This is a genomic window from Bacillus sp. PAMC28748, assembly GCF_014250415.1.
Lineage (GTDB): Bacteria > Bacillota > Bacilli > Bacillales > Bacillaceae > Bacillus > Bacillus licheniformis.
On the sequence record NZ_CP060192.1, the window covers coordinates 3,359,552 to 3,385,545 of the forward strand.

27 protein-coding genes and 2 pseudogenes are annotated in these 25,994 nt (G+C 45.6%); 6 read left to right on the forward strand and 23 right to left on the reverse strand.

The features are described from left to right. Position 1: 1 nt before the first annotated feature. The 7 genes from H7F26_RS17185 to abc-f all read right to left on the reverse strand — a co-directional run bounded on the left by H7F26_RS17185 (position 2) and on the right by abc-f (position 8,145). Entirely contained in the window at positions 2-1,099 is a 1,098-nt protein-coding gene (locus H7F26_RS17185) for a spore germination protein (protein WP_003182509.1), read from the reverse strand. A 39-nt stretch (positions 1,100-1,138) separates the two neighbouring features. Beyond that, a complete protein-coding gene (locus tag H7F26_RS17190) occupies positions 1,139-2,335 on the reverse strand; it encodes a Ger(x)C family spore germination protein (protein ID WP_185855198.1) in 1,197 nt (398 codons plus the stop codon). Continuing rightward, a complete protein-coding gene (locus H7F26_RS17195; protein ID WP_003182514.1) occupies positions 2,322-3,422 on the reverse strand; it encodes a spore germination protein in 1,101 nt (366 codons plus the stop codon). Before H7F26_RS17195 ends, H7F26_RS17190 begins: the two co-directional genes overlap by 14 nt. 27 nt (positions 3,423-3,449) lie before the next feature. Next, positions 3,450-4,550 (reverse strand): spore germination protein, encoded by a 1,101-nt coding sequence (locus tag H7F26_RS17200; protein WP_003182515.1) that lies wholly within the window; start codon positions 4,548-4,550, stop codon positions 3,450-3,452. Positions 4,551-4,572: 22 nt separating this feature from the next. Next, positions 4,573-6,141 carry a spore germination protein gene (locus H7F26_RS17205; protein WP_003182517.1) on the reverse strand — a complete coding sequence of 523 codons (1,569 nt, stop codon included), beginning with the start codon at positions 6,139-6,141 and terminating at the stop codon, positions 4,573-4,575. 5 nt (positions 6,142-6,146) lie between these two features. Then, the gene (locus tag H7F26_RS22070; RefSeq protein WP_003182518.1) at positions 6,147-6,272 is read right to left on the reverse strand and encodes a hypothetical protein; all 126 of its coding nucleotides are present in this window, start codon (positions 6,270-6,272) and stop codon (positions 6,147-6,149) included. Positions 6,273-6,417: 145 nt separating this feature from the next. Next, positions 6,418-8,145 (reverse strand): ribosomal protection-like ABC-F family protein, encoded by a 1,728-nt coding sequence (abc-f, locus tag H7F26_RS17210; RefSeq protein WP_003182520.1) that lies wholly within the window; start codon positions 8,143-8,145, stop codon positions 6,418-6,420. Between the two features lie 636 nt (positions 8,146-8,781). On the opposite strand from abc-f, the pseudogene H7F26_RS22295 reads away from it, so the two are divergent. Together H7F26_RS22295 and H7F26_RS22300 are read left to right on the forward strand one after the other, a co-directional pair. Then, positions 8,782-9,591: pseudogene (locus H7F26_RS22295) on the forward strand (cache domain-containing protein); the annotation flags it as partial. Positions 9,592-9,633: 42 nt separating this feature from the next. Then, the gene (locus H7F26_RS22300; protein WP_369878886.1) at positions 9,634-10,584 is read left to right on the forward strand and encodes a methyl-accepting chemotaxis protein; all 951 of its coding nucleotides are present in this window, start codon (positions 9,634-9,636) and stop codon (positions 10,582-10,584) included. 45 nt (positions 10,585-10,629) lie between these two features. On the opposite strand, the gene csaA is transcribed toward H7F26_RS22300, so the two are convergent. Then, complete coding sequence (gene csaA, locus H7F26_RS17220; RefSeq protein WP_003182526.1) at positions 10,630-10,962, reverse strand: chaperone CsaA; 333 nt, start codon at positions 10,960-10,962, stop codon at positions 10,630-10,632. A gap of 222 nt (positions 10,963-11,184) precedes the next feature. On the opposite strand from csaA, the gene H7F26_RS17225 reads away from it, so the two are divergent. Next, positions 11,185-12,513 carry a serine protease AprX gene (locus tag H7F26_RS17225; protein ID WP_003182527.1) on the forward strand — a complete coding sequence of 443 codons (1,329 nt, stop codon included), beginning with the start codon at positions 11,185-11,187 and terminating at the stop codon, positions 12,511-12,513. 51 nt (positions 12,514-12,564) lie between these two features. On the opposite strand, the gene H7F26_RS17230 is transcribed toward H7F26_RS17225, so the two are convergent. The 3 genes from H7F26_RS17230 to H7F26_RS17240 all read right to left on the reverse strand — a co-directional run bounded on the left by H7F26_RS17230 (position 12,565) and on the right by H7F26_RS17240 (position 14,203). Then, positions 12,565-12,975: a DUF5367 family protein gene (locus tag H7F26_RS17230; protein ID WP_003182528.1), complete on the reverse strand. Its 411-nt coding sequence runs from the start codon at positions 12,973-12,975 to the stop codon at positions 12,565-12,567. Positions 12,976-12,981: 6 nt separating this feature from the next. Then, on the reverse strand, positions 12,982-13,581 hold the full coding sequence (locus H7F26_RS17235) for a TetR/AcrR family transcriptional regulator (protein ID WP_003182530.1): 600 nt from the start codon (positions 13,579-13,581) through the stop codon (positions 12,982-12,984). A gap of 136 nt (positions 13,582-13,717) precedes the next feature. Beyond that, entirely contained in the window at positions 13,718-14,203 is a 486-nt protein-coding gene (locus H7F26_RS17240; RefSeq protein ID WP_011198034.1) for a MarR family transcriptional regulator, read from the reverse strand. Positions 14,204-14,373: 170 nt separating this feature from the next. Between H7F26_RS17240 and yqeK the strand changes: the two are divergent. After that, a pseudogene (gene yqeK, locus H7F26_RS17245) lies at positions 14,374-14,966 on the forward strand (bis(5'-nucleosyl)-tetraphosphatase (symmetrical) YqeK). Positions 14,967-15,030: 64 nt separating this feature from the next. Here the strand turns inward: yqeK and H7F26_RS17250 are convergent. The 9 genes from H7F26_RS17250 to H7F26_RS17290 all read right to left on the reverse strand — a co-directional run bounded on the left by H7F26_RS17250 (position 15,031) and on the right by H7F26_RS17290 (position 22,066). Beyond that, on the reverse strand, positions 15,031-15,516 hold the full coding sequence (locus H7F26_RS17250; protein WP_003182537.1) for a DinB family protein: 486 nt from the start codon (positions 15,514-15,516) through the stop codon (positions 15,031-15,033). A 30-nt stretch (positions 15,517-15,546) separates the two neighbouring features. Then, on the reverse strand, positions 15,547-17,193 hold the full coding sequence (locus tag H7F26_RS17255; RefSeq protein ID WP_003182539.1) for a YndJ family protein: 1,647 nt from the start codon (positions 17,191-17,193) through the stop codon (positions 15,547-15,549). Then, positions 17,190-17,807, reverse strand: coding sequence for a DUF4166 domain-containing protein (locus tag H7F26_RS17260; RefSeq protein ID WP_003182541.1), 618 nt, complete (start codon positions 17,805-17,807; stop codon positions 17,190-17,192). The genes H7F26_RS17255 and H7F26_RS17260 overlap by 4 nt, the downstream gene beginning before the upstream one ends. A gap of 1 nt (position 17,808) precedes the next feature. After that, entirely contained in the window at positions 17,809-18,708 is a 900-nt protein-coding gene (locus tag H7F26_RS17265) for a DoxX-like family protein (protein ID WP_003182543.1), read from the reverse strand. 242 nt (positions 18,709-18,950) lie between these two features. Next, positions 18,951-19,523: a TetR/AcrR family transcriptional regulator gene (locus tag H7F26_RS17270; protein ID WP_003182544.1), complete on the reverse strand. Its 573-nt coding sequence runs from the start codon at positions 19,521-19,523 to the stop codon at positions 18,951-18,953. A gap of 7 nt (positions 19,524-19,530) precedes the next feature. Next, entirely contained in the window at positions 19,531-20,244 is a 714-nt protein-coding gene (locus H7F26_RS17275) for an MBL fold metallo-hydrolase (protein ID WP_003182547.1), read from the reverse strand. An 81-nt stretch (positions 20,245-20,325) separates the two neighbouring features. Continuing rightward, positions 20,326-20,799, reverse strand: coding sequence for a GyrI-like domain-containing protein (locus tag H7F26_RS17280; RefSeq protein WP_003182549.1), 474 nt, complete (start codon positions 20,797-20,799; stop codon positions 20,326-20,328). Continuing rightward, a complete protein-coding gene (locus H7F26_RS17285) occupies positions 20,796-21,077 on the reverse strand; it encodes a zinc ribbon domain-containing protein (protein WP_003182551.1) in 282 nt (93 codons plus the stop codon). Before H7F26_RS17285 ends, H7F26_RS17280 begins: the two co-directional genes overlap by 4 nt. A 53-nt stretch (positions 21,078-21,130) precedes the next feature. Then, on the reverse strand, positions 21,131-22,066 hold the full coding sequence (locus H7F26_RS17290) for a helix-turn-helix transcriptional regulator (protein WP_003182553.1): 936 nt from the start codon (positions 22,064-22,066) through the stop codon (positions 21,131-21,133). A 221-nt stretch (positions 22,067-22,287) separates the two neighbouring features. On the opposite strand from H7F26_RS17290, the gene H7F26_RS17295 reads away from it, so the two are divergent. Continuing rightward, the gene (locus H7F26_RS17295) at positions 22,288-22,767 is read left to right on the forward strand and encodes a CcdC protein domain-containing protein (protein WP_223307049.1); all 480 of its coding nucleotides are present in this window, start codon (positions 22,288-22,290) and stop codon (positions 22,765-22,767) included. 38 nt (positions 22,768-22,805) lie between these two features. Here the strand turns inward: H7F26_RS17295 and czrA are convergent, their stop codons facing one another. The 3 genes from czrA to H7F26_RS22075 all read right to left on the reverse strand — a co-directional run bounded on the left by czrA (position 22,806) and on the right by H7F26_RS22075 (position 24,445). After that, positions 22,806-23,138 (reverse strand): Zn(II)-responsive metalloregulatory transcriptional repressor CzrA, encoded by a 333-nt coding sequence (gene czrA, locus H7F26_RS17300; protein WP_003182557.1) that lies wholly within the window; start codon positions 23,136-23,138, stop codon positions 22,806-22,808. A gap of 75 nt (positions 23,139-23,213) precedes the next feature. Beyond that, positions 23,214-24,038: an MBL fold metallo-hydrolase gene (locus H7F26_RS17305; RefSeq protein ID WP_003182559.1), complete on the reverse strand. Its 825-nt coding sequence runs from the start codon at positions 24,036-24,038 to the stop codon at positions 23,214-23,216. 164 nt (positions 24,039-24,202) lie between these two features. Then, on the reverse strand, positions 24,203-24,445 hold the full coding sequence (locus tag H7F26_RS22075; protein WP_011198035.1) for a YnfE family protein: 243 nt from the start codon (positions 24,443-24,445) through the stop codon (positions 24,203-24,205). A 152-nt stretch (positions 24,446-24,597) separates the two neighbouring features. Here H7F26_RS22075 and H7F26_RS17315 point away from each other — a divergent pair, with 152 nt between their 5' ends. Further along, positions 24,598-25,935 carry an APC family permease gene (locus H7F26_RS17315; RefSeq protein ID WP_003182564.1) on the forward strand — a complete coding sequence of 446 codons (1,338 nt, stop codon included), beginning with the start codon at positions 24,598-24,600 and terminating at the stop codon, positions 25,933-25,935. The last annotated feature ends 59 nt before the right edge of the window (positions 25,936-25,994 follow it).

The following is a 25,994-nucleotide window of genomic DNA, read 5'->3' on the forward strand; positions in this document are numbered from 1 at the left end:
TCTAGCTTTGCACTGCCTTCTTTTTTCTCATTTTCGAAACCAATAAAAGCGGAATCGGCACAATGCCGAATAAAACGGCCGCAATATAGCCGATCATGTCGCCGAGAGAAAATACATCATCAATGTTTTTTGGCGTCATCGCGAGCAAATACATCACCGGGAGCAGACCGAACATGATCGGTCTGCTCTTTTTCTTGAAAATTTGCGAGAGCCCCAGGGATGCAGCGTAATATGAGACGGAAAAAGTCGCAAACAGCTGCATAATCCAGATGACAAGGAGCAGCGATTCAAAACGTTCAAATATTAAGCCGGGCATTTCAAAACTGCGGATGAGGTCAAGCGCCGGCCATGTCATCGCTGTCACCCCGTCAACTGACAGCCCTCCGATCACAAATACGATCGTTGTTAGATAAAAGAGCATTGCGATGCCGATTCCCATGACAACGACTTTGATACCATCTTTCGGCTTTTTCATAAACGCCAAAAGGAATACCATCACTTCTGCGCTGATAAACGAAAGCGTTGTTGCTTTTGTCCCCTTTAATGCCGGCATGATGCCTTTCCCTAAGACAGGCCGCAGGTTATCCAGTTCAAATATGCCAAAGCTCATAAATACCACGGTTAAAAAGAAAAGAATTGTAATCGGAAAGATGATTTCAAACAAACGGGCAAGCGACCCCATTCCGTCTTTTATTGAATAGAATCCGATCCACATCATCGACATGACGATCGCCCAAATCGGCGTTTGCTGCAGCAAAAAAAAGGTGATCACCTCCGCCAGAATTCTTGCTTCAAAAGCAGCAATCGCTACAAAATGCTCAATGAAAAGCAGGCTGATCACAATACTGAGCCACTTTCCGACAATGTCTCCCCCGTATTGAAAAAATGTTTGCCCGGGATAATGCTGGCTTAACTTTGTCATAACCACTCCGGCTGCCGTTGTGACAAGTCCGCCTAATAGGACGGAAATCCATACATCCGGCGTACCGGCTTCTTCTACAGCGGTTCTTGGCAGGGTGAGAATCCCGGCCGCCATAATATAACTGACCAAGACAACGATTGCCTGAGAAGTCGTGATTTTATCTTCGGAACGGATCATTGCGCGTTTCTCCGCCTTTCGTGATTAGAAGTTCTTCTGTTACTGATCCCCAACAGTTCCGTATTCTTTAATCGCGATTTGAACATGAAATGTAATCGGTATATCGGTAAAGGTCTCATCCCAATTTTTCTTTAGTTTATCCCAAAGCCTCGGATGCTTGATCCTCAGCTCGTTACCGAATCCGGCAAGATCTGCTTTGTATTCGGTTTTCATTTTTTTTGTAATGTCCTCCATCGATTTTTTCACCGTTTTCGCGGTTGTTTTTTCGACTTTTTCTAAAAATTTGTCATCAAAAGCTTTTTCTTTCGTGTTCCAGTTTTCCGCAAGATACCCCTCTGACTTTACGTTCACTTCAAAAGACAGGCGGTTTCCTTTGACGATGGGTTTGATGTTGCTTTTAATCGATTCAACGCCAAATGCGGTCACCTTCTTTTCTGTCGGATCATAGCTTTTAACCATGCCCCCAATCCCCTTTCCGATGATCCACATCACGCCTTCTAAATCGTGTTCATCCAAATAGCCGATCAGCTTATTGGTTTTCCCGTTAATTGCGGCTGCTCCCGCATATTTTATTTCTCCATCGGTACCGATGACATTTTGAAGCAGATAGCTTGTTCCTGATCTCATTTTGCCTGTCAATTTGGCAAGCGTTACAGGAGGGAGAATTTTTTTCGCTTTATACTCATTTTCAACGATTTTAAGCAGATGAAACGCCGGCATTTCGCCGGTTTCCTTCAGCTCAAGCGTGTCTCTCGCACGCCCTCTTGTGACCAGCACCATACTGCTCGGCCTGATTTCATTATCGCGGAGAGGCTGATCTAGCAGTTCCGACAGCGAATAGGTGCGGAGGAGGTCAGCGGCGATGACAATCACTTTTAAATGAGGACTGAATACAGGCCTGTCTTGTCTTAATGCTACTTCAGCGTTAATTTGCTGAAGCGAGTCTCCAGTTTCATAAACGTTGATATACGTTTTTTGATCAGTGCTTCCTCCAATCGATTTTGAACCGGCTGCTTGTTCGTTCACGTATTGATAGATCATCGTGATCCGGTCTTTTTTCGGATAATCGCCCCCAACTTTGTCAAACTTTTTTTCAAGTTCGGTTTCCTCGCCTTTGTCAATCCCCATTGCAAATGTTAAGCCGAGCTCTTCAATTTCGTGGCTGCTCCAGCATCCGGTTAATAGAAACAATAGTAAAACACTCGTTAAATAACGGATGGTGTTAGTTTTTTTCAAACTTTTTCCTCCTCACTTTCGATATGACCAGAAGCATTAGCGGGATGAGACCGACCAAATAGATGGCGCTGTTGCCGATTAGATCTCCCATTTGAAAAAGCTGATTGATATTTTTAGGCGCCATCGCAATGAGATAAATGACCGGAAGCAAGCTGAATAATATCGGTTCCATCCTTTTCTTCAAGAGTTGCGACAAACCTAAAGCAGCAGCAAAATAGCTGATCGTAAAACTGGAGAACATTTGCATGATCCATATCACTAGCAGCAAGGACTCAAAGCGTTCAAAAATCAGACCCGGTATCTCAAAACTACGCATCAAATCAATCGTCGGCCATGTCCGTGACGACACTCCATCGATTGACAGTGCACCGATGACCATAATGACGGTGATCATATAAAAGACAACCGGAAAAGAAATTCCCATCAAAGTAGCTTTTAACGCTTGCTCGGGCTTTCTCATAAAAGGAACGATGATCAGTATGATTTCTATGCCTGTATAAGCAAAAGACGTTGTCTTGACTCCTTCAAGCACCGGCATGATCCCTTTCCCGAGAACCGGGCGCAAATTGTCGATATCAAATATGCTTGCGCTCATAAAAATGACGATCAGAAAAATGAGAACAGTAATCGGAAAGACGATTTCATAAAGTCGGGCGATCGGGTTAATACCGCCGGTTAATAAATAGATTCCGCTCCATAAAAAAACCATCGCTGTCGCCCAAAGCGGCGTTTCTTCCAGTAAGTAAAATCCCATAACCTCTGTGACAGACCGGACTTGGAAACCTGATGTTGCGAGAAAATAACAAATCAAAAGCAGGGTGAAAAGTCCTCCCGGCCACTTGCCAATGAGATCCCGGCTATATTGATATAGCGTTTTGTCGGGGGACTCCATGCTTAATTTCACCATGATGAAACCGGCTAATATGGCAACCAGCCCTCCGAATGCAACAGAAAGCCAGACATCCGGGGCTTTAACCGCTTCCGCAGATGTCCGCGGCAGCGTCAAGATGCCCGTTCCCAACAGAAAATTCGTAATGACGATGCCGGTTTGTGAAACGGTAATTTTATCCTGCTGACTCACCATCATGGAGAACCCCCCTTTCTTTTTCAAGCATCAGCTGATTCCCTGTTTTCTCCTTCTTATTTTTGAAATCACCAGCAGCACGAGCGGAGTCAAGCCGCCTAAATAAACGCCGCTGTTTCCAATAAAGTCTCCAAATGCAAACATCGCGTTAATATTTTTCGGAATCATTGCAATCAGATAAATGACCGGAAGCAAAGCAAACATCATCGGCCGAATATTTGTTTTAAAGAGCTGGGCCAGGCCTAATGCCGCACCATAAAAAGAAATAACAAAGGTACAGAACAGCTGCATGATCCAGATGACCAGCAGCAAAGACTCAAACCGTTCAAATATCAGACCAGGTATTTCAAAGCTTCTCATCAAATCAATCGTCGGCCAGGTCCGTGAAACTACCCCGTCTATAGACAGGGCGCCGATCACCATAACGACGGTGATCATATAGAAAAGCAGAGGGATGGCGATTCCGATCATAATCGTATGAATGGCCTTGCGTGGCTGATTCATGAAAGGCATCAGGATCAAAATGATTTCAATACCTGAAAAAGACAATGCGGTCACCTTTATTCCTTTTAAAACAGGCCCTATTCCCTCTCCCAGTACAGGACGCAAGTTGTCCACATCAAAAATTCCGATACTCATTAAAGCGACCAGTAAAAAAAGAATGACTGTGATAGGAAAAACAATTTGAAACAAGCGGGCGATCGCGCTTAAGCCGCCGACGATCAAGTATAAGCCCACCCACAAAAAAACCATCGCAATTGCCCAGCGGGGGGTTCCTTCCAGTAAAAAAAAGCGGATGATTTCAAGCGTTGAGCGGACCTGAAAACCGGAATGGGCCAATAGGTAACAAACGAAAAACAGGCTGATCAAGCTGCCGGTCCATTTGCCAATGATGTCCTGACTGTATTCATAAAAGCTTTTATCAGGATATTGGTGGTTGAGCTTTACCATGATGACTGCGGCCGTCAGAGCGACCAAGCCGGCTAATACAAGCGTAATCCAAACATCAGGCGTCCCCACTGCGTCAACAGACGTTCGCGGGAGCGTCAGGATCCCTGTCCCAAGCAGGAAATTGGTGATGAGAACTGCTGTTTGTAAAGTGGTGATGCGCTCTTCGTGCCTGACCATCATGAGCATCGCCCTCCTTTCTATGCTACTGGCGTGACGAATCGTCTGTTTTTAACAGCTTCGGCCGTTTTTTCATGATCTGTATCGGCATGCGAACGATGAAATCTTTCCAATCGCGCAAACGATAAGGAACGGCCGGGCTCGCATATGGAACGCCAAAGCTTTTCAGCTTCACCGCGTGGCTGGCAAGCATGAGGAAAAACATAATCACCCCGTACAAACCGAATACAGCAGCGCAAAACATCGCCACAAACCTCAGCATTCGCAGCGAAATGCCGGCGCTGTATTGAGGAATCGCAAATGAAGAAATCGCGGTGACGGCAACGACGATGACCATAATCGGGCTGACGATGCCTGCCTGCACGGCAGCCTCCCCGATGATGATACCGCCGACGATTCCCATCGCGGGACCGATTGGTTTTGGAAGCCGCAGGCCGGCCTCGCGCAAAATTTCAATTGCCACTTCCATAATGAGCGCTTCAATCAGCGATGGAAAAGGCACACCTACCCTCGTTCCGGTAATGGAAATCGCAAGTTCACTCGGAATCAGCCCGGGATGAAACGAAATAAAGGAAATATATAGAGCGGGTCCAAGCAGCGAGATCATGGCTGCGCCGATTCGCATGATGCGGATCAGGGAACTCGGCAGCCAGCGTTCATAATAATCCTCGGGCGATTGGAGGAGCATGCTGAATGTAACCGGAACGATTAAAACAAAAGGTGTTCCGTCCAATAAAATGGCCACTCTTCCCTCCATTAACGCACTCATCACCCTGTCAAGACGTTCAGTGCTTTGCACCTGCGGAAATGGACTGAGATAATTGTCTTCGATCAGCTGTTCGACAAAACCTGATTCAAGGACATCATCTATATCAATCTTTTCGATTCTTTTTTTGACTTCTTCCACCAGCCCTGGTTCCGCAATGTCTTTGATATAAGCGACGACAAGATTTTTGACGGCTCGCTTCCCAACTTGAAATTGAACCATAGACAAGTTTTGATTTTTGCCGTGCTGCCTCAAAAGGGCTGTATTGGTGCCGATCGTTTCTGTAAAGCCGACGCGCGCGCCTCTTACCAAAGATTCTGATACGGGCTCTTCAATGTTCCTTGTATTTCTTTTAACAGTTCCCAGCAGTAAAACTTCCGCTGAACCGTCGATCAGCAGCATGGCCGTACCGGATAACACTTCGGGCACCACTTCGTTGACATGGTTTACCTCTGATACGCCGCTAATTGATAAAATTTGCTTTTTAATTAAGTCGGTCACATTGCTGCTTAATGAAGAAAGTTCAACTTTATATCCTTTGGAAAAATCATCCATAAGGGATTTCATAATATGCTTGTCAATCAGGTCTTGATCCGCAAGCATTTCGACAAATACAATCGCCGCGCGGATGCCGGTGCGGCCTAAGTTGAATTCGCGGAAATGAACGTCTGAGTTATTCTCCATAGCCGTTTTGGCCAGTTTCAAGTCGTGATCAAAATCGCCGGTAAAATACCCAGTTGACTCCACAGACGGCACTTCATTTTTAGGTTTTTCCGGCTTGTTGGACGACTGTATCATTCTTCGCGTTTTTGCTTTCCACCATCTCATGCCACTCACTCATCCCCTGCCGTGCGAAGCCACAAAAATACTTTTGATATGGCAAACGGGACAAAAAAGACAAAAAAAGCCTGCATCAGGACCAGCCAGTCCGGAAAATAGGAAACAATGGTTTTCCACATGTTGATCACCCTTTTTCATTGCTGTAGTAAGTCCATCATTTTTATCCTATTATTACCTTGGGTGCCAGCTATAATTGGTGGTAATTTAAACCACGTCAAACAAAAAAGAACCATCTGCGTTAAAAACACAAATGGTTCTGTTCATTTATTCTTTTTCTAAAAACGCCCGTTTGCGTTTGGCCAGCTCTGAAAACTCCTGATCCAATTCATGATATTTCGGATCTTGAGGCGTGAGTCCGGCCAACTCTCCAAGAACGGCGGTCATCCGATTTTCGATGCGCAGCCGCTCCTCTTCATCGCTTTTTGCATGGGGCTGTTTCTGTCTGTTCCGATAATCTTTTAATCCGGTTTCGACGCGGGTGATACGACCGTTTTCAAATACAAGGAGCTTCTCACACAATTTGTCTGTGAAGTACAGGTCATGCGACACAATGATGATCGTTCCCTGAAACTCAAGCAATGTCTGCTCAAGCTGCTCCCTGCTTGGCAAATCGAGGTGGTTGGTCGGTTCATCCAGAATCAGCAGATCATAATCCTTTAAAATCATGCCTGCCAGTTTGATTCGGGTCCGCTCCCCGAGACTGAACGTCCCGATTCCATCATGAAAGCGGTTTTCTTTGATCCCCATATTGGCCAAAATCGTCCGCGCATTTGCGATTTCGGCTCTGTCAGACAAATTCAGCACTTCAGCAACTGTTTGGTCAACCCTTAGATCACTGACATCCTGGCTTAAATATGCGGCCTTTACAGACTGGCTTTTCCATAGCGTTCCGGCTGTTGCAGGTTCAGCATCCAACATCATCTTAACAAGGGTCGTTTTGCCGCACCCATTGTCTCCGATAAGCGCTATTCTCTCGCCATGCTTGACGTAAAAATGGCTGTCTTTGAATAAAGTACGTCCGTCAAACGCTTTTGCCAGGCCTTTAGCTTCGATAATCCGCTTGCCCCTTTTTTCTCCTGATGAAAACTGAAAATTGACAGATGCCGCTTCCTTTGGCTTTTCAGCTTTGTTTTTTTCAAGTTCCTGTTCAAGGCGTTTCAGTTTTGATTTGACTTGGTTGTCGAGCTTTTTGGCTTTTACCCGATGGTATTCTTTAAAACCAAGCTGCCTTCGTTCTGACTGTGATCCCTGTTTTGTTGAGTCGCGGTGGGCTTTCTGCGACCAATTTTGAAGAGTGGCAATCTGTGACTCGATTCTTTCTTTTTGCTTCTGCTGGACTTCGTATTGGTGCAGGCGTGCTTCATATAACCGTTTTTTCTCCCGCCGGTATGCACTATAGTTTCCTTGATAGGTGTGCAAATTCCCATCTTCCAGCTCAAGTATTTTGGAGACGGATTGATCCAGAAAATAACGATCGTGAGAAATAATCAATACTGCCCCTTGATATTGCTGCAGTTCTTCAAGGAGCCAACTGATCCCTTTTAAATCCAAGTGGTTGGTCGGCTCATCTAAGATGAGGAGATCAGGCATCGTCTTCCAGACGTGTGCCAGTGCAAGCTTCAGTTTTTCTCCCCCGCTCAAATGGCTGAGCCGTTCGGAATTCCAGCTTTGAACCTTTGATAAGCCAAGACTGCTCGTCAACTGATATAATTTCCCGCCCTCGTCGCCTGTTAATATGCTGTTGAAATCATGAACAGAGTACTCAATCGACTGGAGCAGATAGCCGATTTTGAGCGTCCGGTCTGTTTGAACAGTGCCTTTGTCGGCTTCTGCATGACCGCTCAATATATTTGCAAGCGTTGTTTTCCCCGCTCCATTGCATCCGACCAAACCAATCCGCTCATGATTGGAAATGTCAAAATCAATGTTTTTTAAAATCGTTTGCTCTCCAAAGCTTTTTTCCAAGCCTCTTATTTTCATTAAAATCGTCATACCGTTCACCTCTGTTTATTTTTGGCTGACAACAAAAAACCTCTCGCGGAAACCCGGAGAGGATATCATGCCAAAATATGCATCGTGAAAGCGGTATAAACCGATCCCATTCCATTGCACGACAAAAAACATGCAAAGTCAGAAAATGATGCAAGGTATAAAAGGGCATACTCATCCTATTCTCCAAGTTTCCGTTTTTTCATATTAAAAAAACGATGGAAAATAAGATTACTGCTTCATGTCCCCTATACCTATTCCTTTCACTGTATTTACCGATAAGTATATAAACGGAGGGAAACTTTGTCAACAGTTCTCCAGCCCATTTTCCGTCAATACAGATACTTTCGCCTTTGTTGAGGATTTTGTTTTGAAGCCAAAATTTTTAAATTTAATGCAAAAGTGTGAAAATTGTCCGATATTATTCTCGTAACCTAGAAAAAGGAGTTTTGGCTAATGAAAAAAATATTGGAATGGTTCAAGCATCCATCTCTTTCAAAAAGATTAGCGGTCTCATTTTTATTGATTTTAACGCTCCCTGTTTTAATCCTTTCAGGTGTTTCCTATTATACGGCAGGCGGGTCGATTGAAGATGAAATCATGAGAAGCGCAAGAAACAGCGTGGATCAATTAAACGAAATGATCGATCAAAACATTGAGAAAAAAGCGGATGCTGTTACATATTTCAGTGAAGAGATCAAAGAAAAAACATACAAGGAAAAAGGCCAGACTTCGTTAAGACAAAAGTTTGAACAATACGCCAGGCAAAACAAAGATGTAGAAGCCGTTTTCACAGGCTCTGAAGACGGTGTATACGTGCAGCACCCTTATACGAAAATGCCTGACGGCTATAATCCGGCGGAAAGGCCCTGGTTTAAAGAAGCGGTTGAGAAAAAAGGCGAAATTATCGTTACCGATCCATACACATCTGCCGCTACCGGCAACACGGTCATTACCATCGCCAAACAAAATAAAGACGGGTCGGGCGTCGCTGCGCTCAGCTTGAATATCGACGAGCTGATTAAAGCGACAAACGATATCAAAGTCGGAAAAGACGGCTTTGCTTTTATCTCAAGTGCGTCCAAAAAATATATCGCCCACCCGACGATTAAAGCCGGAACTGAAGGTGAAGGCGGCTGGGTTGATCAAGTTTACGGCAAAGGAAAAGGCGAATTCAAGTATACTTTTGAAGGAAAAGCCAAGCAAATGGCTTTTACGACAAACAAACTGACAGGCTGGAAAATCGCCGGGACGATGTTTTCCGATGAGATAACAAACGCAACAAAGCCCGTCCTTTATATGGCTCTCATCGTCTTTTCAGGGGCTTTGGTGCTTGGCGGAGTTCTCATTTTCTTTATTGTCCGCGCGATTAGCAAACCATTGAATCAGCTCGTTCTATCTGCAAAGAACATCAGCAGCGGCGATTTGACACAGCAAATCGAAGTGCGTTCAAATGACGAATTCGGGCAGCTCGGCAAAAGCTTCAATGACATGGCGGAATCGCTCCGCACACTGATCGGCACCATTCAGGAATCGGTTGAGAATGTCGCCTCCTCTTCTGAGCAGCTGACAGCAAGCGCAGAACAGACGAGCCAAGCGACAGAACATATTACATCTGCGATCGAACAGTTCTCTAACGGGGCTGAAAGCCAGAATGAAAAAGTCGAAACGAGCTCGCAGCAGCTCAGCCAGATGAATGATCATCTGAGCGAAATGACCGAAGTGTCGGAATCAATCACCGAAGCATCGATCAAATCGACAGAAATCGCCGAAACCGGAGGAGAACTCGTTCAGAAAACGGTCGGCCAGATGAGTTCAATCGACCAATCTGTCAAACAAGCTGAGAGCGTCGTCAAAGGCCTCGAAGGCAAATCGAAGGATATCACATCAATTCTCAGGGTCATTAACGGAATTGCCGATCAAACGAATCTATTGGCATTGAACGCCGCGATTGAAGCAGCCCGCGCCGGCGAGTCAGGCAGAGGATTTTCCGTCGTCGCCGAAGAAGTTCGAAAGCTTGCCGCGCAGTCAGCGGACTCGGCAAAAGAAATCGAAGCGTTGATTCAGGAAATCGTCAAAGAAATCGAACATTCTCTCAGCATGTTTCAATCGGTCAACCATGAAGTGCAGTCCGGACTTAAAATTACCGAGAAAACAGAGTCGAGCTTTCACGAAATCAGCGGCATGACGAATGAGATCGCAGGCAAGCTGCAAACGCTCAATGCGGCGGTCGAACAGTTGTCGAATGGCTCGCAGGAAGTCTCCGGTGCCGTTCAGGAAATCGCCGATGTATCAAGGGAAAGTACAGCTGGAATCCAGGACATTGCTGCATCAGCGGAAGAACAGCTGGCTTCAATGGAAGAAATCAGTACATCCTCTGCCACGCTTGAGCAGATGGCGGAAGATCTGCGAGAATTGACGAAAAAATTCAAGGTGAAATAAAAAAGAGAGGCTTCCTTCATTTAGAGGGAGCCTCTCTTTTATGTATCAGCTGATCTTCGTTCCATTGGGCGCTTCTTGATCAGGGGCCAGCAATATAACATCGCCTTTTTCCGGTACGCCTCCAAGAACGAGAACTTCCGATTTAAACCCGGCAATCCGCCGCGGCGGAAAATTGACGACTGCCGTCACCTGCCGGCCTACAAGCTTTTCAGGCGTATAACGCTTTGTGATTTGAGCGCTCGAACACTTGACGCCAATCTCTCCGCCAAAATCGATTTCAAGCTTAATGGCCGGTACCTTCGCTTCCGGAAACTCTTCTGCTTTTAAAACTGTTCCAACCCGAATATCAAGCTTTAAAAAATCTTCGATTGTTGCCATGAACTCAGCTCCTTTGGCCGCTTTCTAAAGGGTGATATTGACATGACTAGAATATCATGTATTTTGATTCGTTTAAACCCTGGACTTCCGCTGCATTTTATAGAATCGAGTAGTAAACAGGCCTTTTTTGCCGCCGTTTTAGGACAGCCAACTTTACGGGAACCGCCTCTCATTCATAGATTAAGAGGAAGAATAAACTATAAGAGATGAGGTGGAGCTAGAATGTTCGGTTCCTACATGGTTCAAATGGTAAGGTCCAACGCCCATAAGCTGGACCGGCCGCTGAGAGAAAGCGTGCTGAAACTCTATAAACCTTTTAAATGGACGCCTTGCTTTTTACACGGTTTTTTCGAAAAAATATTAATGAGAAACAAAAAAATACCAGTCATTATTGAATTTGAAAAAGACTGTCAGCATAAAGGCTATCAATTAGTCAATGAAATGATCGGCAGCAAAAGAAGAAACAAAATCAAGCATCGCTTCTCCAACGTTAGCTGCTGCAGCGCTGAAGTCACCCCTTCTTCTTTGCAATCGCTTCTATCTGAGTGCGGCGACATTCGCAAAATTTATTTAAATCGCAAAGTAAAAGCGCTCCTCGACGTAGCGGTTGAATCAAGCCATGCCAAAGAAGTGGTCAGAAACAATCAGACGCTGACAGGCAAAGGAGTGACAGTCGCTGTCATTGATACGGGCGTATACCCTCACGAAGATCTTGAAGGCAGGATCAGGGCTTTTCAAGACTTTATCAACCAGAGAACAGAACCCTATGATGACAATGGGCACGGCACACACTGCGCCGGTGATGCTTGCGGAAACGGAGCGGCCTCATCGGGTCAGTACCGCGGACCTGCTCCTGAAGCAGAACTTGTCGGTGTAAAAGTATTGGACAAAATGGGATCCGGATCGCTCGAAACCGTCATTCAAGGCGTAGATTGGTGCATTCAATTCAATAAGGAAAATCCTGATGATCCGATCGACATTATTTCAATGTCATTGGGTGCAGAAGCCTTGCGCTACGAGAATGAAGAAGAAGATCCAGTCGTTAAAGCTGTTCATGCAGCATGGGACGCAGGCATTGTTGTATGTGCGGCAGCCGGCAACTCCGGTCCTGATGCGCAAACGATTGCCAGCCCGGGTGTCAGCAGCAAGATTATTACAGTCGGAGCCTTGGATGACAGGGATACAGTCAGCCGGGAGGATGACGATGTCGCCTCTTATTCAAGCAGAGGGCCGACAATCTATGGTCAAGTCAAACCGGACTTGCTGGTACCGGGCACAAATATTACGTCGCTTCGTTCACCCGGATCTTTTCTCGATAAGCTGCAAAAAACAAACAGAGTCGGCACAAAATATATGACATTGTCCGGAACCTCGATGGCTACGCCGATCTGCGCAGGAATTGCCGCACTTATCCTTCAGCAAGCCCCGGGCACAGAACCTGATGAAGTCAAACAGCTGCTAATGGACGGTACCGATTTATGGAAAGATCGCGATCCAAATGTTTACGGTGCAGGGTACATCAACGCAGAACAATCGGTGCCGCAAGACTAAAGACCGTTCGCCCGTTTTTGCAATAAGCGGGCGAATCTTACATAAAAATATTTAAACTGCAGACCTTCTTTTTTCAAGGATGAGCGGTATCGTCAAATACATGGCATACGCGAAGACCATCCAAACCGCAAACCCAATCATCTGGCCATCTGAAAGCGCCGGGAAGATCAGCGAATGATTCCATAAAGAAAAAGCGTCGAGAAACAAACCGACAGCCGACCCCACAATGCCAAGCTTAACCGCCGCAAACCTCGTTTTGTCAACCCGCCGATAAACGAGCATCACGGCATATAAAAGGGCAAAAGTTCCGGCTTCAAGAAGCAAAAAGCGGAGCATAAAACCATCTTGGCCGGGTTCTGTAAGAACCGCACTGCCGAACAGCATAAAAAATACGGTGGCGCCAAGCCAGACAACGATTGAAAAAACAAGAGCCAAACCCAGCTTTTCAGTCAACTTACCCATCCCTTTTTACTCCCCTCCATGCTGTTTAACAGCGGTTTCCGTCAGCATCTGCAGCACAGCTTCTAATTCCCTGTAGATTTTTTCAGGGGAAAATCCCGGAGACATAAGCGACTGAAGTGCAAGACCGTCGATTAGTGCGTTTAAAAGAATGCCCCACGTGCTGAAAGAAACCCCGTCAACAGGAGAACGCTTCCACAGGTCGGAAAGCTGTTCTGCCAACACCGCATTTTCCTCTTCGAGAAGTTCGCCGAGCTGTTCTTTTATCTTTTCATTTCGAAACCCTAAAACGGCCAATTCTAAAAAAAGCTGATGATAATACGCATCCTTCAGTGTTCTTGATTTCGCGGAAGACAATCCGTCTTTTATCCTTTCGGCAGCGGGCTTTTCATTTGCTTTCAATCGCTCCCACGACGCGCGGCATAGGTCGCGGACCACTTCAAAAACAAGCTGCTCTTTTGTCCGAAAATGATAGTAAACAGTTCCCTGTGTGACCTTTGCTTCTTCAGCGACCGCCTTTAGCGTCAGTTTGTCCAGGCCATGTTCGGCAATGCGGCGCTTAGCCGCCTCAATCAACGTTTCTTTTGATGTCACATTTGGCCTTGCCATTCGGTTCACCTCTTAGTTATTCAAATAACTAACTTGATGGTTTAACTATAATATGGAAAGTATTTCTTGTCAATCGATTTTCTTCTCTCAGCCATAGATTTTTAAGTTTACATAATAATATTATTGTTAGATTGAATTAATGCTTCTTATCCGTTTCTGTCATAAACGTCAGCCCTTGAAGGAATTTCAAAATCGCTCCCTGTTCTGCTGTTGAAAACGAATCGAGAAATCTGCTAAACTGATCCGCTTTTTGCTGATGGAGCTTTTCATGAAGCTCAAACACTTGTTTTCCGCTGGGCGTCAGCCTGAAGTATATCTCTTTTTTGTTGTCCGTCAATTGAAACCGTTTGATGAGGCCTTCTTTTAACAGCTTTGAACTGATTTTTGTAATATTTGCTTTTGATAAATTCATTTTTTTTGCGATGCCGGTGTTGTTGATCGGTTCATCATGACCGATACAGCTGATGACATGGATGGTAGTCATATTCCCCGGGAGCCGTTTAACATCAGATTCTGCCGCCTGCTTTAAAAATGCCTTGAGATCTGTATCCGCTTTTTGTTCGTTCAGGTGCAGGAGTTTAACATACATATCATAGATCAGCTGTTTTGTCAGTTCAGACATAGTCAATGGACAGTCCCTTCTTTTTATTTTCCGGTTAACAAAATATTTTAATAGTTTATTTCAGGATTTGTCAATATTATGATAAGGTGAAATCAGATAACAAATGTGTTTTGTTTATCATGAAACAACACCAAAAAGGAGAATCGCTGATGAATATTGAAGGAATAGAGATGGAAGTTCGCTGCACAGGCGATGTATGTTCAGATGCCCTTGAATTTTTGAGACGCCATAACCACGAAAAAACAGCCGAACATTCGATAAGGGTGAAACAAGCGGCAGAAAGATTGGCAAATCGTTTTCATGTTCCTGCACAAAAAGCTGGTATAGCCGGTATGATGCACGACATCAGGGGTGTCATCCCTAATGAAAAAAGAATTGCGGCTGCTGAAGCGCTCGGTATTGATATTCTGCCCGAAGAACGGATATTCCCGATGATCATCCATCAAAAGCTGTCGAAAGTGATGGCGCGGGACCTGTTTCAGGTGGCGGATGAAGATATTTTAAATGCAATAGAATGCCATACGACGCTTAAAAAAATCCTTCCCAGCTCGACCTTGTCCTGTTTTCAGCGGACAAAATAGAATGGGATCAGACGGGGACTCCGCCTTACATCCAGGAGCTTCATGAAGCGCTTGAAATTTCTCTGGAGCACGGGGCGTTTGTTTATATTCAGCATTTGTGGAAACAAAAAGATAAACTGAAAGTTGTCCATCCCTGGCTGAAAGATGCCTATTACCACCTAAAAGCAAAAATCGAAGCTTGACCTCAGGCAAGATTACGGCTTGAAGAGGTGACCGCCTTAAGCCGCAATCTTACTTGTAACTCCGTTAATTCACGCCTTTTGAAGCATCCCAGATTTTCAGCTGCTTTCTCATATGGACGATTTGCCCCAAATGATAAACATTATGAAGAATGAGGCAGGACAAAATCTCCGCCCAGGTAGAATGCGGATCGTGCTGAGCCGGTTGTTTCAGCATCTCCTCTTCGCATTCCGAAAGCGCATCGATCCATTCGGCATAGATCGTATTCAGTTCCTGCCGGCTTTCTTTCCAGCCAAGTCCGCTTTTGTTTACAAACGTATCATCGATCGTATAATCAAAAGCCGGAACGGGAATTCCTTTAAACCGCTTTAAATAGCGCTCGTTGTAAAAAATCAAATGGTTGGCAATTTCTAAAATCGAATTTTCCGAACCTTCCCCTTTTTGCCTTGCCTGGCTTTCCGTGAGATCAGCGGCAGCCGTTTGAAAACAAACAAACCAAGTCGTTTCGTTATAGCATGCTTTAAACTGTTCAAGCAAAACGTTTTTTAGCATAAAGACCCTCCAGTTCGATTCGATTTTTGCCTAGCTTTCATTTGCTATTTTCGCCCTTTTCACGGCAGAATCCTTTTTTTCAATATGATATTGAATGTCGAGAAACCGTATGCCGAACAGCCACATGCGGTGATGGGCGCAGAGCCTCTTTCGTCCCTGCTCTTTAATGATAAAGCGTTCGGCGAGCGGCAGTTTAAACGTTCCTGTTCCGGTCGAAAGGAAGATGCCTTCATCCCCACGGTCAGATCGTTTATCACTGCTCGTCAAAATCAGGCAGCCGTCCTCTGCTTTCGGCTTTAAAATGCCTGTCATATTGGAAAACGGCAATGGCAGCGCGATATTCATATATGTGATGTGATCGTGGGTATGAGCAGAATAAAGCGCCACAAACACAGTCTCGCCTACCTCGTTCGTTCTGATCCAGGCGCGCACATTCTTCCTTCCGTCTCTGGCTGAATCAACACCGATAATCTCTCCGTCCATCGTTTGCCGTCCGGTCTTAGTCCCCAAATGAATTTGTCCTGTCTTTCTTGAAATCAGCTGGTACATGTGCGCGAGCGGTTTAAACCATGGACGCCAGGAGATCTCCGCTGTTAACGAATAATCGGCAGTATGCTCATAGAAATCGAGAATAAGAGGAGAAACCTTCTCAGGCTGAAATCCTTTGCTCTGAAATGCGCTCATATCATCGGCAAGACCTTGGTAAGACGAATCGGTTTGTAATCGGTGTCTGTGTAAAAAATCGGCTCCGATCTTCCAAGTGCCGTAAATGTTGCTCATCGTTTCGCCTTGCCTCCTTTCACAGCCCGGCCCAGGGGATTCAAGGCGCCAGCCGGTCAGCGCTGGAATGATGACGCCAAAGGCGTTGACAAGCCCGTGAATCCAAATCATTTCCTGGATTGTAAAAGTCGTCCGGCCGCGAAAAACGCCGTAAGAGTAAATGAGTGAAAAAGCAATGGTGATCATTAATGTAAAAGACGAAAAGATAACAAAGCGGCGAGCCGCGCTGTTTTTGAAGGCCGTAATCGAGGCGAGAAAGCCGCTTCCGTATAGGGCCGACAAATACAGCGCAACAGCGATGACATCAATGGTTTTCGAAAACGATATGCCGATGGCAATGAACAGCGGAGACAGCATGATGAGCCATGTCACCGCCGCATAAAGGAGGCCTTTCTTTTTCAGCTTCCTTCCGAGCATTCCATTAAAAATCGGAATGAGAAATGCAGAATAATGAAAATGTACCGCTGTCAGCAGCACAATCAGCGGGCTGAAATCCATGACCTGGAGATTCAGCGTATAAGCAAAAAGCCACCCCCCTCCAAAAGGAAGGTAAAGCAGGCCGCTGTCAATCGATGCCTCTTCAAGGCTCCTTCCTTCTCTCTCCCAGAGGCGAAGTGCCCCGTATAAGGCGATCATCCCCGTATAGCATAGCCAAACCAATGAAAAAAGCGGGGAATGGAACAGCAGTGATAGCGATGCCGAACAAGCCGCATAAGGAAAACAGACGCTGATCAGCCGAAACATCCCATTTTCATGCTGAATGAGATCGAGCGCAGCCGGAACAAAAAACAGCATTGATAATAAAAGAAGCGCCTCTGCCGCCGGGATATCCGGCGCTTTGCCGATGAAAAAAACCGCGTAGCAAAGAACGCTTACAAAAAAACGGCGGGCTTTCATGCCGTCTCCTCCTCCCTGTTAAACGTTCCTCTGTAGGCAAACAGCGTTCCGAACAGCGGGTTTTTCACATGAACGTCAATTGTAAAACAGCCTTTTTCTTCGTCATACGATTCATTCACGCTGGAAATACCGTATAAGCACTTTGGAAGGGGCAGCTTTTTTCTGAATAAAGGCAGCCATTGTCTGACAGAAGTAATCGATAATGAGCCGTCGGCCTCCGCCTTAAACCGCAGGCTTGAGATTAAGATTGGCGGATGCCCGAAATAGTCGATGATTTCAACACGGCTTTTATCATAGATCATGACAGCATCGAAATGCCTTTGTTTATCCTGAAAAAAGAAAGTCCTGTTCCAAACGGCTGCCGGTGTATCATTTTTCGTCAGCCGAATGTGATTTTCAATCGTGAACGGAACGTTCCTCCCCCTTTCGGGAAAAAAACAGCGGAAGACCGTTCCCGCTTTGAACAACAGTCTGACCCAGTATGAACCGCCGGAAATTTCCGTCATCACTCCTTTTCCTTTGAACACGTTTTCTTGAGTGAGCTGATACCGCTCCTTGAGTTTTGGGTGGAGAAGGTGAAAATCCTCGATCACCCGTTCATACATCGAAATCAAATCAACGCCTCTTTCTGATCGTATTTCCCGCGTTTGGAATGCCGCAAGCGCTCACATAGCCGATAACGGACAAGATGATAAGTGCGGCATTGAGCACGACCGGGTTAAAAGGTTCGGCAAAAGATGCGATATCAGCCATTCCCGCGGAGGCAGAAAGCAGCACAAGCAGGACGATATGCAGAAGAAACCACTTCCTTTTCCGAACAGGATAAAGCCATAACACGCCGACCATCACCTCGGCTAAACCGATAAGCCTCAGGAGCGTTTCGGGATGGAAACGGCCGCCCGTAAAAGCCGAAAGCATGCTGATTTCCCCAGGGTGAGCCATGATGAGCTTTGGAACAAGCCCTTGGTAAATCCAGACGAAAGAAAACAGCAGACAAACGAGCCAATAGACCAATGTTTTTTGAAAAAGCAGCCTTGGATGGAGCCCTTTTTCAAGCCAAATCTTCAGTGCATCAAAACTCCAGGCCGTCGCCCAGCCGAGGAGCGGCCTGAATGCCATATCTGCAAGCCGGCCCAGCCTACCGTAACGGGTGTCATAATCGTATTGTGTCATAAACGTGATTCCGGTTTCGCTCTCGCTGTATTTCCAATATCCTCTTCCTTCGCGAATGACAGAAAGCGGGTGGTTTGTAGCGAACTTGAGTGACGAGACTCTGTCTCCAGTATCTTGAAATACGTTTCCGGCAGACTCCCCGGTGCCGGAGATTTTTAAGCCGAAGCCGATTCTCGTTTCGTATAAGAACCTCTGAGGTTCACCCGGTCTGCGCTTTAAATAGGTAATGTCCGTAAATCGCAAGTCCCATTGCCGATGGAGGGTTGGGTCTTGGGTATAGCGCCATAGCCGCTCCATTTCTGCCTGGATGGATATTTCTACATAAATTGGAGTTTTTTTCATTGTGCACACCCTTTTGTGAATATATTCACAATGATAGCATAACATGGAACACACGATGTGTGAACCAATTTTTGCATATCAAGTCTCTCTTTGCCGACATAAAAAAATCCTCGGCTGTTAGGCCAAGGCAATTAGTGGCTGGTTAAGCCTTCTCATACCTATGACTCAAAAAATGGAAGAGCCATACGACAATCATACTAAATTTTCGAAAAAATGTAAACAATTAAGAAAAATCCTCTTGTTTATTCGGTCTGATAGACAGCAATGCCTTTTAAGAAGACGCGGATTGTCAGATCAAGACTTTCTTCTACATCATAAGGAAGACCGAACGCATCGTGTTGCCTGAGTGCGGCAAATCCATGCAGGATGCTTCTCAAGCCTCTGACCGCATGAATCGCGGCTTCATCATCTAAATGATAGTCTTTCAGAACGGAAAGCACCAAGGCGAGGACTCTGTCTCCAGCCTCGTCAAGCCGTCCATCTTCATCGGGCATTGCAATAAAAGTTGCTTCATAAAGCCCCGGTCTGTTTTTGGCAAAAGCGAGATAGGCATGAGCCATTTGGCTGACAGCCTGATCCTCTTCGGCTCTCTGGATAGCCGAAGCCATGTTTTCATAAAGAATCGTCAAGCCGTAAAGTGCGAGTTCCTTCCGTAAGTCGTTCAATCCTTTTATATGATTGTACAGAGACGGAGATTTGACATTCAGCCTTTTGGAAAGTGAAGCAAGCGTCACTTCATGAATGCCTTCCTCATCAGCCAGAGCTGCAGCAGCTTCCAATACTGCGTCTTTATTCAAACCGATTCGCGGAGACAAGATTCCTTCATCCTTTCCTGTTTAATTTGATGTATGCTTCGTTTACCGCTTTTTTCATCGCTTGAGCCGGATCATGGACAAGATCGCCGTGGCCGGCGGCAAGCGCCTTTGGTTTTAAATCTAACAGCTTTTGTGCGCTTTCTAAAGCGATTTCTTTGTCCCATGTGGCCAAAGCCGGAAAAGGAAATGAAAGCTTTAAATGCCCCGATACCGTCATGCCGCTTCGCGTATGGTACGCATCACCGACTATGAGAAGGCCGCTTCTTTCATCAAAAAACGAAATGCTGCCAGGCGTATGCCCGGGTGATGAAACAGTCAGCAATGAACCGATTCTGTCTCCTTCCTTTAAAAAGATATCAGGATTTGTCTTGATGTTTTTCGGAACGCCTCCTTTGATTATTCCGCGCTCCCCTTCCAGCATCTTTGTATCGCCTTTTAACAGACGTGCATCCCGTTCAGATATTGACACCTTCACACCCGGAAGGCTGTGGTACAGCGCGTCAAGCGAACCGACATGGTCGCTGTGGGCATGGGTCAGCAAAATCCGCTTAATCGGCTTGCGGAGGTGATCCGCAGCCTTTAAAATCCCGGTTTTGCTGATCGGAATCCCTGTATCAATTAATGTTAGACCGTCTTCTTCATCGGCTAAATAACAGTTGACAGGAAATATGTGCGGAAAAAAAGTCAGCTGGTAAACAGATTCAAATCGGGTCATCCTCATAACTTCCACCTCTTCCATCAAAATAAAAAACTAATACCGTTAGTTTCCATTTTAAAACTAACAGCATTAGTTTTACAAGCTTTATTTTTTTCGATCGACAGCAATATAAATGGCAACTTGAGCATTTTCGGGATTCACTGCTTGTTCACCATAAACTTCATAATCTCCGGTATATGTACGGAGATTTTTCTCAGCCCATGTCCAAATCTCCTGCCAAGTCTCAAACACGACCTCTTCGATCCTCCCCCGCCTTGAAACAAAAACGGCATATTCGGATGCAGGGAGCGAAATCACATTGGCCGCTTTTTCATGCTGATCAGCGAACGTACCGATTGAAAATGTATACGCCCCATATTCTTCCGACTCATAATCTGAATAAAGCGCAATCGTATCTCTCTTCATGTCCTGGCGTTCCTTATGCGGAAATCTTTCACGGTATAAACTCCACATGGAAGGAATTTTACCTTTTTCGGTTGCTTCATTTTGGTTGCTTGTTACGGTGGATACCCCGCTGAATAACTTTGCCTTCTGTTTTTCGAAATGAGAAAAGCTCATCTTCCCTGCCCGCCTTCCGTTTGCGCCGCCGCCCATCGTTTTAAATAAGGGAGTGTCCGCGACAAAAGCGCTCTCGCTTCGGCCTCGGTTTTTCCCTCTTCTTTTATATAAGGCACACAGATTTCGATCATATCTTTCAATGTCGCATCTGGATGAGTATAAGCTCCGTTTTCATAGCAGTAAATGCAGTAGTCACGACTGTTCCCCCCGTCTTTTTCTGTGCCGAAAAGTTCGCTTGTCATCGGCATGCCGCAGCTTTGGCAAAAATAATGTTCCATGTTTCATTCCTCCTTTTTCTTCATCATACAAAAAGAAACCTGACAGCATCGTGTCAGGTTTCGTATAAATGTACAATTTGTTTTGCCAAGTCTTTTATTTTTTGACGGATGCGAGGAGGATCGAGAACTTCGATATGGGTTCCAAATTGGAGCAGAAATCCGTACAGCCATTGATCTTCCGGATAAGAAATGGTTGCCACGCATTGTCCGTTTTCATAAGTGAGAGCTTCTGAGCCGAACCATTCTCTTGCCAAAGACTCTCCCGACGGCTTAATGAGAAGGGTCACCTCGGTCATATTGTCCGGTTTGTACCACGATGTCTCCCAAGGAAGTGAAGACAGATCGACTTCCTTTCTTTCAAACTTTTCTTCAAGCATCCGCACGTCTTTCATCCGCAACAGTTTAAAGAAGCGAAACGCCTGTCTCTTCAGGCAGAAAGCATACAAATACCAGTGCCTTCCCTTTAGGACGAGGGTATGCGGCTCCGCTTTCCTTTTTCCGGTCTGCCCCTCTCTGTCCACATAATTAAAGGAGACCGCCCGCGTGCTGTCTGACGCTTCATCCAGCAAGCGGATCTTTTCTTTGATGACAGGACTTTCTCCCCAGGAAGAGATGTCAACAAACCATTTTTCCGTTTTCTTGCGGAATTCCGGCATTTCTTCTTCCGAAACGAGAAACCGGATTTTTTCAAGTGCAGACCCGTGATGGAGCACTTCGTACGTCGAGGAAACGCTTTCCAAAGCCGTCGTAATGGCCGCCAGTTCGTCTGCTGACAGCAGCTTATTTTCGAGCCGAAACCGCTCCATGATGCTGATCCCGCCTCCTGCTCCCTGTGAGGTGACAATCGGAATGCCCGCCTGGTTGATCGCCTCAATATCCCGATAAATCGTTCTGACAGAGACTTCGAACATGCCGGCAAGCTCCTTTGCCTGCACTTGGCGTTTATTAATCAATAAAATCACAATGGCCAAAAGCCGGTCAATTTTCACTGCAGATCCCTCACATTCATCTTGTGCAGCCTCTTTTTTTCTGCTATTTTCATTCCATAGCACACACCATTCTGGGATATCATGACAAAAAAGAGGATCTCATCACCCATTTATCTAGAAAACCACTTTTCAGGTTACGATTTGTACAGTTTGGACATATACTCCTTAAAAAAGGAGGTTTTAAAAACATCATATTTTATTTTTTGCAGTTTTTCATCATTGTGTCCATCGTCTATATCAAGTTCAAACGGTCGGTCGGTTATCAGCCTTTAAAGCCGGCACGCATGTTGTTCCGGATCATCCTTTTTTCGGGAATTTTCGTTTTTCTGCTGACGATGAGCGCACTTCACCCTTTATCATACTTTTATGATCTGATTGGGATCGCGCTCGGACTCATCTTGACCGTCTATGCGCTGAAGCATGTGTCGATCGAAAATCGGGGCGGAGTCCTTTATTTCAGAACGCATTTATGGGTTGAATTGATCGTACTCTTTTTATTTTTATACCGGTTTCTGTACCGGATCGCCGAGATCGGCCAGCTGCAGACTGCGGTTTCAGACGGGGGTTCGGCAGCTTACGGCGCCCTTTTTGCGCAGGACCCGGCGACGATGATCGGTTTTTTTGTACTGGCCGTTTATTATGTCGGTTTCTCTTTTTTTGTTTTAAAAAAAGGCAGAACCGAAGAAAAGCGCTCAGCTTAAAAAGGCAAACTCGGGAAATTGAGTTTGCCTTTTAAACTTTAGTCATGTTGTGTATGATCGATCATCTGCTGAAGTACATCGAGGACATGCTGGTCTTCCGGAGAATAAAAAATGGAAGTCCCTGCCCTTCTTGATTTGACGAGACGAAGGTTTTTTAAAAACCTGAGCTGGTGAGAAACGGTTGACTGCAGGAGACTCAGCTTCTCTGCTATTTCATTAACCGAATGCTCGCCTTGTGAGAGCAGGTGAAGAATTTTGATTCTCGTTGGGTCAGAGAGCGCTTTAAACGTCTGTGAAACGAGAAATAAAGTTTCTTCATCTAACTCGGCCCGCACCTGTTTTTCTGTTGTTTCTTGATTGTGCTCACTCATGCTTTTCACCTTTTCCGCGCGACTTTTACCTCCATATCATATACCAAAACATACCGGTTGAAAAGTTTTAACGGATCAAGTCGAAAACAGCGTTCCTTGAAGCGCTTCTACATATCTTGCAGCAGACCTCTGCACACATTCTCCGGCGTTTTTTTCAACTGAGCGGCGAAAAGCGTTGTACAGCCTGTTGAATGGAACATCCTTTATTTGATCAGCCATTTGCTGCACTTTGCCGGCGGGAAGAGGAATCAAATTCGGATAGCTGTACATAAAACTCACCCACCTGCGATCTTGAACAACTTGGATAATGTCTCCTGAAAGGAGGATTCCCTTGCCTGCGTTCCCGTTTGCCCAATGGCAGACCGCTCCCCCTTTAAAATGGCCGCCAAGCCTGTGCAAGGTCAACCCGCTTGATAGCTTGAGAGTTTCGCCGGACCAAAAAACAATCCGGCTGCTCGGCCGCTGCACCCATTGTTTGTCATCTTCATGAATATAGATCGGAGCATCAAACATTTCAGCCCATTCCGCCTGTGCAGAATAATAATGCGGATGTGATAAAGCAATCGCCTGGATTCCGCCCATCTGCTCGATGTTCTCAGTCGTACGCTGATCCAGGTATGTAATACAATCCCACAGCAAGTTAAAGCCGGGCTCCTGAATCAGGTACGCCGATTGACCGATGCCGAATTCGGGTGTTGTCGTCAAACTGTATAGGCGCTCCTCTACAAAGGTGATCTCGTTTTGAAACCTCCCGCTTTGCTTCATTTCTTCCAGTGTTGTCCAGGTTTGCCCTGATAAACTGACATACTGTCTTTCTTCATTGCAAATAATGCATTCTGCCGGCTCTTTCGAAGCAGCGTTATATTGAACGCCGCACGTCGTGCAAATATGGTTTTTCAAAGTTGCCCCTCCCCTTTTAAACTATATTTTACCATCCTCTTCATGTATACAAATATTTTTATGTGTCGGTATGCTCTAAAGATTCAGAATGACCTGTCATTCGAAGAGTCCGGCAATTTTCTGAAAGCGAAAAAAAGCGTCCGATGATCCTGGACGCCAGTTGCCTATGGTTGAAACATTTGTTCAAGCTGTGAATAGGAAATGTCGCCGGCCGCGCAATCTACAGCGGCATTGACTACCTGATCAAAGCTTTCGGCCGAAGCGCTTTTCTCTTTTAACTGTTGTTCATAGCGTTCGAGCTCTTCCTGCTGTCTTCTTAAATCCTCTTCTTTTCCATCATAATCAGATGCATTCATCGTTTCCATATTTCTTTTGACGGCTTCAACATAGCCTCTCAATATATCCATATCTTCATACTCCTTGCCTTTTTTCAAAGGGTTTGCAACATTTGTTATTTTTATGCGAAAAAAGAGGTTTTCATACGCTTGCTCAAGCACAAAAAAACAGATAAAATATGTCTTAATTTCTGTATTTTTTACATAAGGGGATTTAGAAGTCATTGAAAAACGAAACTGCGCTTAAACGAAGCCTTACACTCGGCCCGCTCGTTGTGATCGGCCTTGCTTATATGGACCCGCTCGTCGTATTTGATTCCTACGGAGTTGTCGCACAGCTGACAAAGGGACACGTTCCGGCGGCATACGTATTCACTGTTGCCGCCCTCCTTTTGACCGCTTTGAGCTACGGCAGCATGGTCAAAGCTTACCCTAAAGCGGGATCGGTTTATACTTATGCATATGAAAGCATTCATCCGCATGCGGGATTTTTAGCCGGCTGGACGATCATGCTGGACTATTTGTTTTTGCCGATGGTCAACTTTGCGATCGGCAGCGCTTATTTAACGGCGGCTTTTCCAGAAGTGCCGCATGGTTTTTGGGTCGTTCTGCTCGCTCTATCCATCACTGTCGTCAATGTTTTAGGCATCAGACTAACGGCAAATATTACAGGGCTGTTCGTCGCTTTTCAAGTGATCGTCGCCCTGACTTTTGCCGGATTTATGATCGCCGGGCTGGCAGGCGGCCTCGGGACGGGCGAGCTGATTTCTGCCGATCCGTTTTTCCATTCTGATATCGAACCTTCCCTGATTGTGTCAGGGGCGACGATTTTGTGTTTTTCGTTTCTCGGTTTTGATGCGATCTCTACAATGTCTGAAGAAACGGTCAACCCGAAGAAAAACATTCCGTTAGCCATCTTTCTAACAGTAGCGATCGGCGGAACGCTGTTCACGGCGATTTCTTATTTGATGCAGCAAATCTATCCGTCCTATGATAACTTCCGGCATGCCGATTCGGCATCGCTGGAAATAGCCCTATATACGGGAGGCGCTTTTTTAAAGTCCTTCTTTCTGGCGGGAACGATGGTCGCAGTCATTTCATCCTCGCTCTCTTCGCATGCGAGCGCTTCGCGGCTTTTGTATGCAATGGGGCGTGACAGCTCTCTTCCGAAACGCTTTTTCGGCTACGTGCATCCGACTTTAAAGACGCCGGTATTTAATATTTTGTTCATCGGGCTGATTTCTTTGACGGCCATGATCGGGGAATTAGAGGTCATCTATTCATTCATCAGTTTCGGCGCGCTGATCGGATTTATTTTTGTCCATTTGTCTGTCATCGGCCATTACTACATTCGGAGGCAGGAAAAAGGCTTTTTAAAAACGCTTCGTTATTTGGTTATGCCCTTTTTAGGGGCCTCTTTCTGCGGCTGGCTGCTGCTTAGCATCAGCAAAAATGCGCTAATAATTGGAGCCGGCTGGCTGATTGCCGGTTTTATATACTTTTTGTTCAGGATCCGTTCTCTTCCGGACGTCACATTCGGCTTTGATCGCGATCCGCGCTAGAATGGTATATCGCTTGGTCTTCTTGTAGAGATATGTCATAATAAATGAGACTGTATACT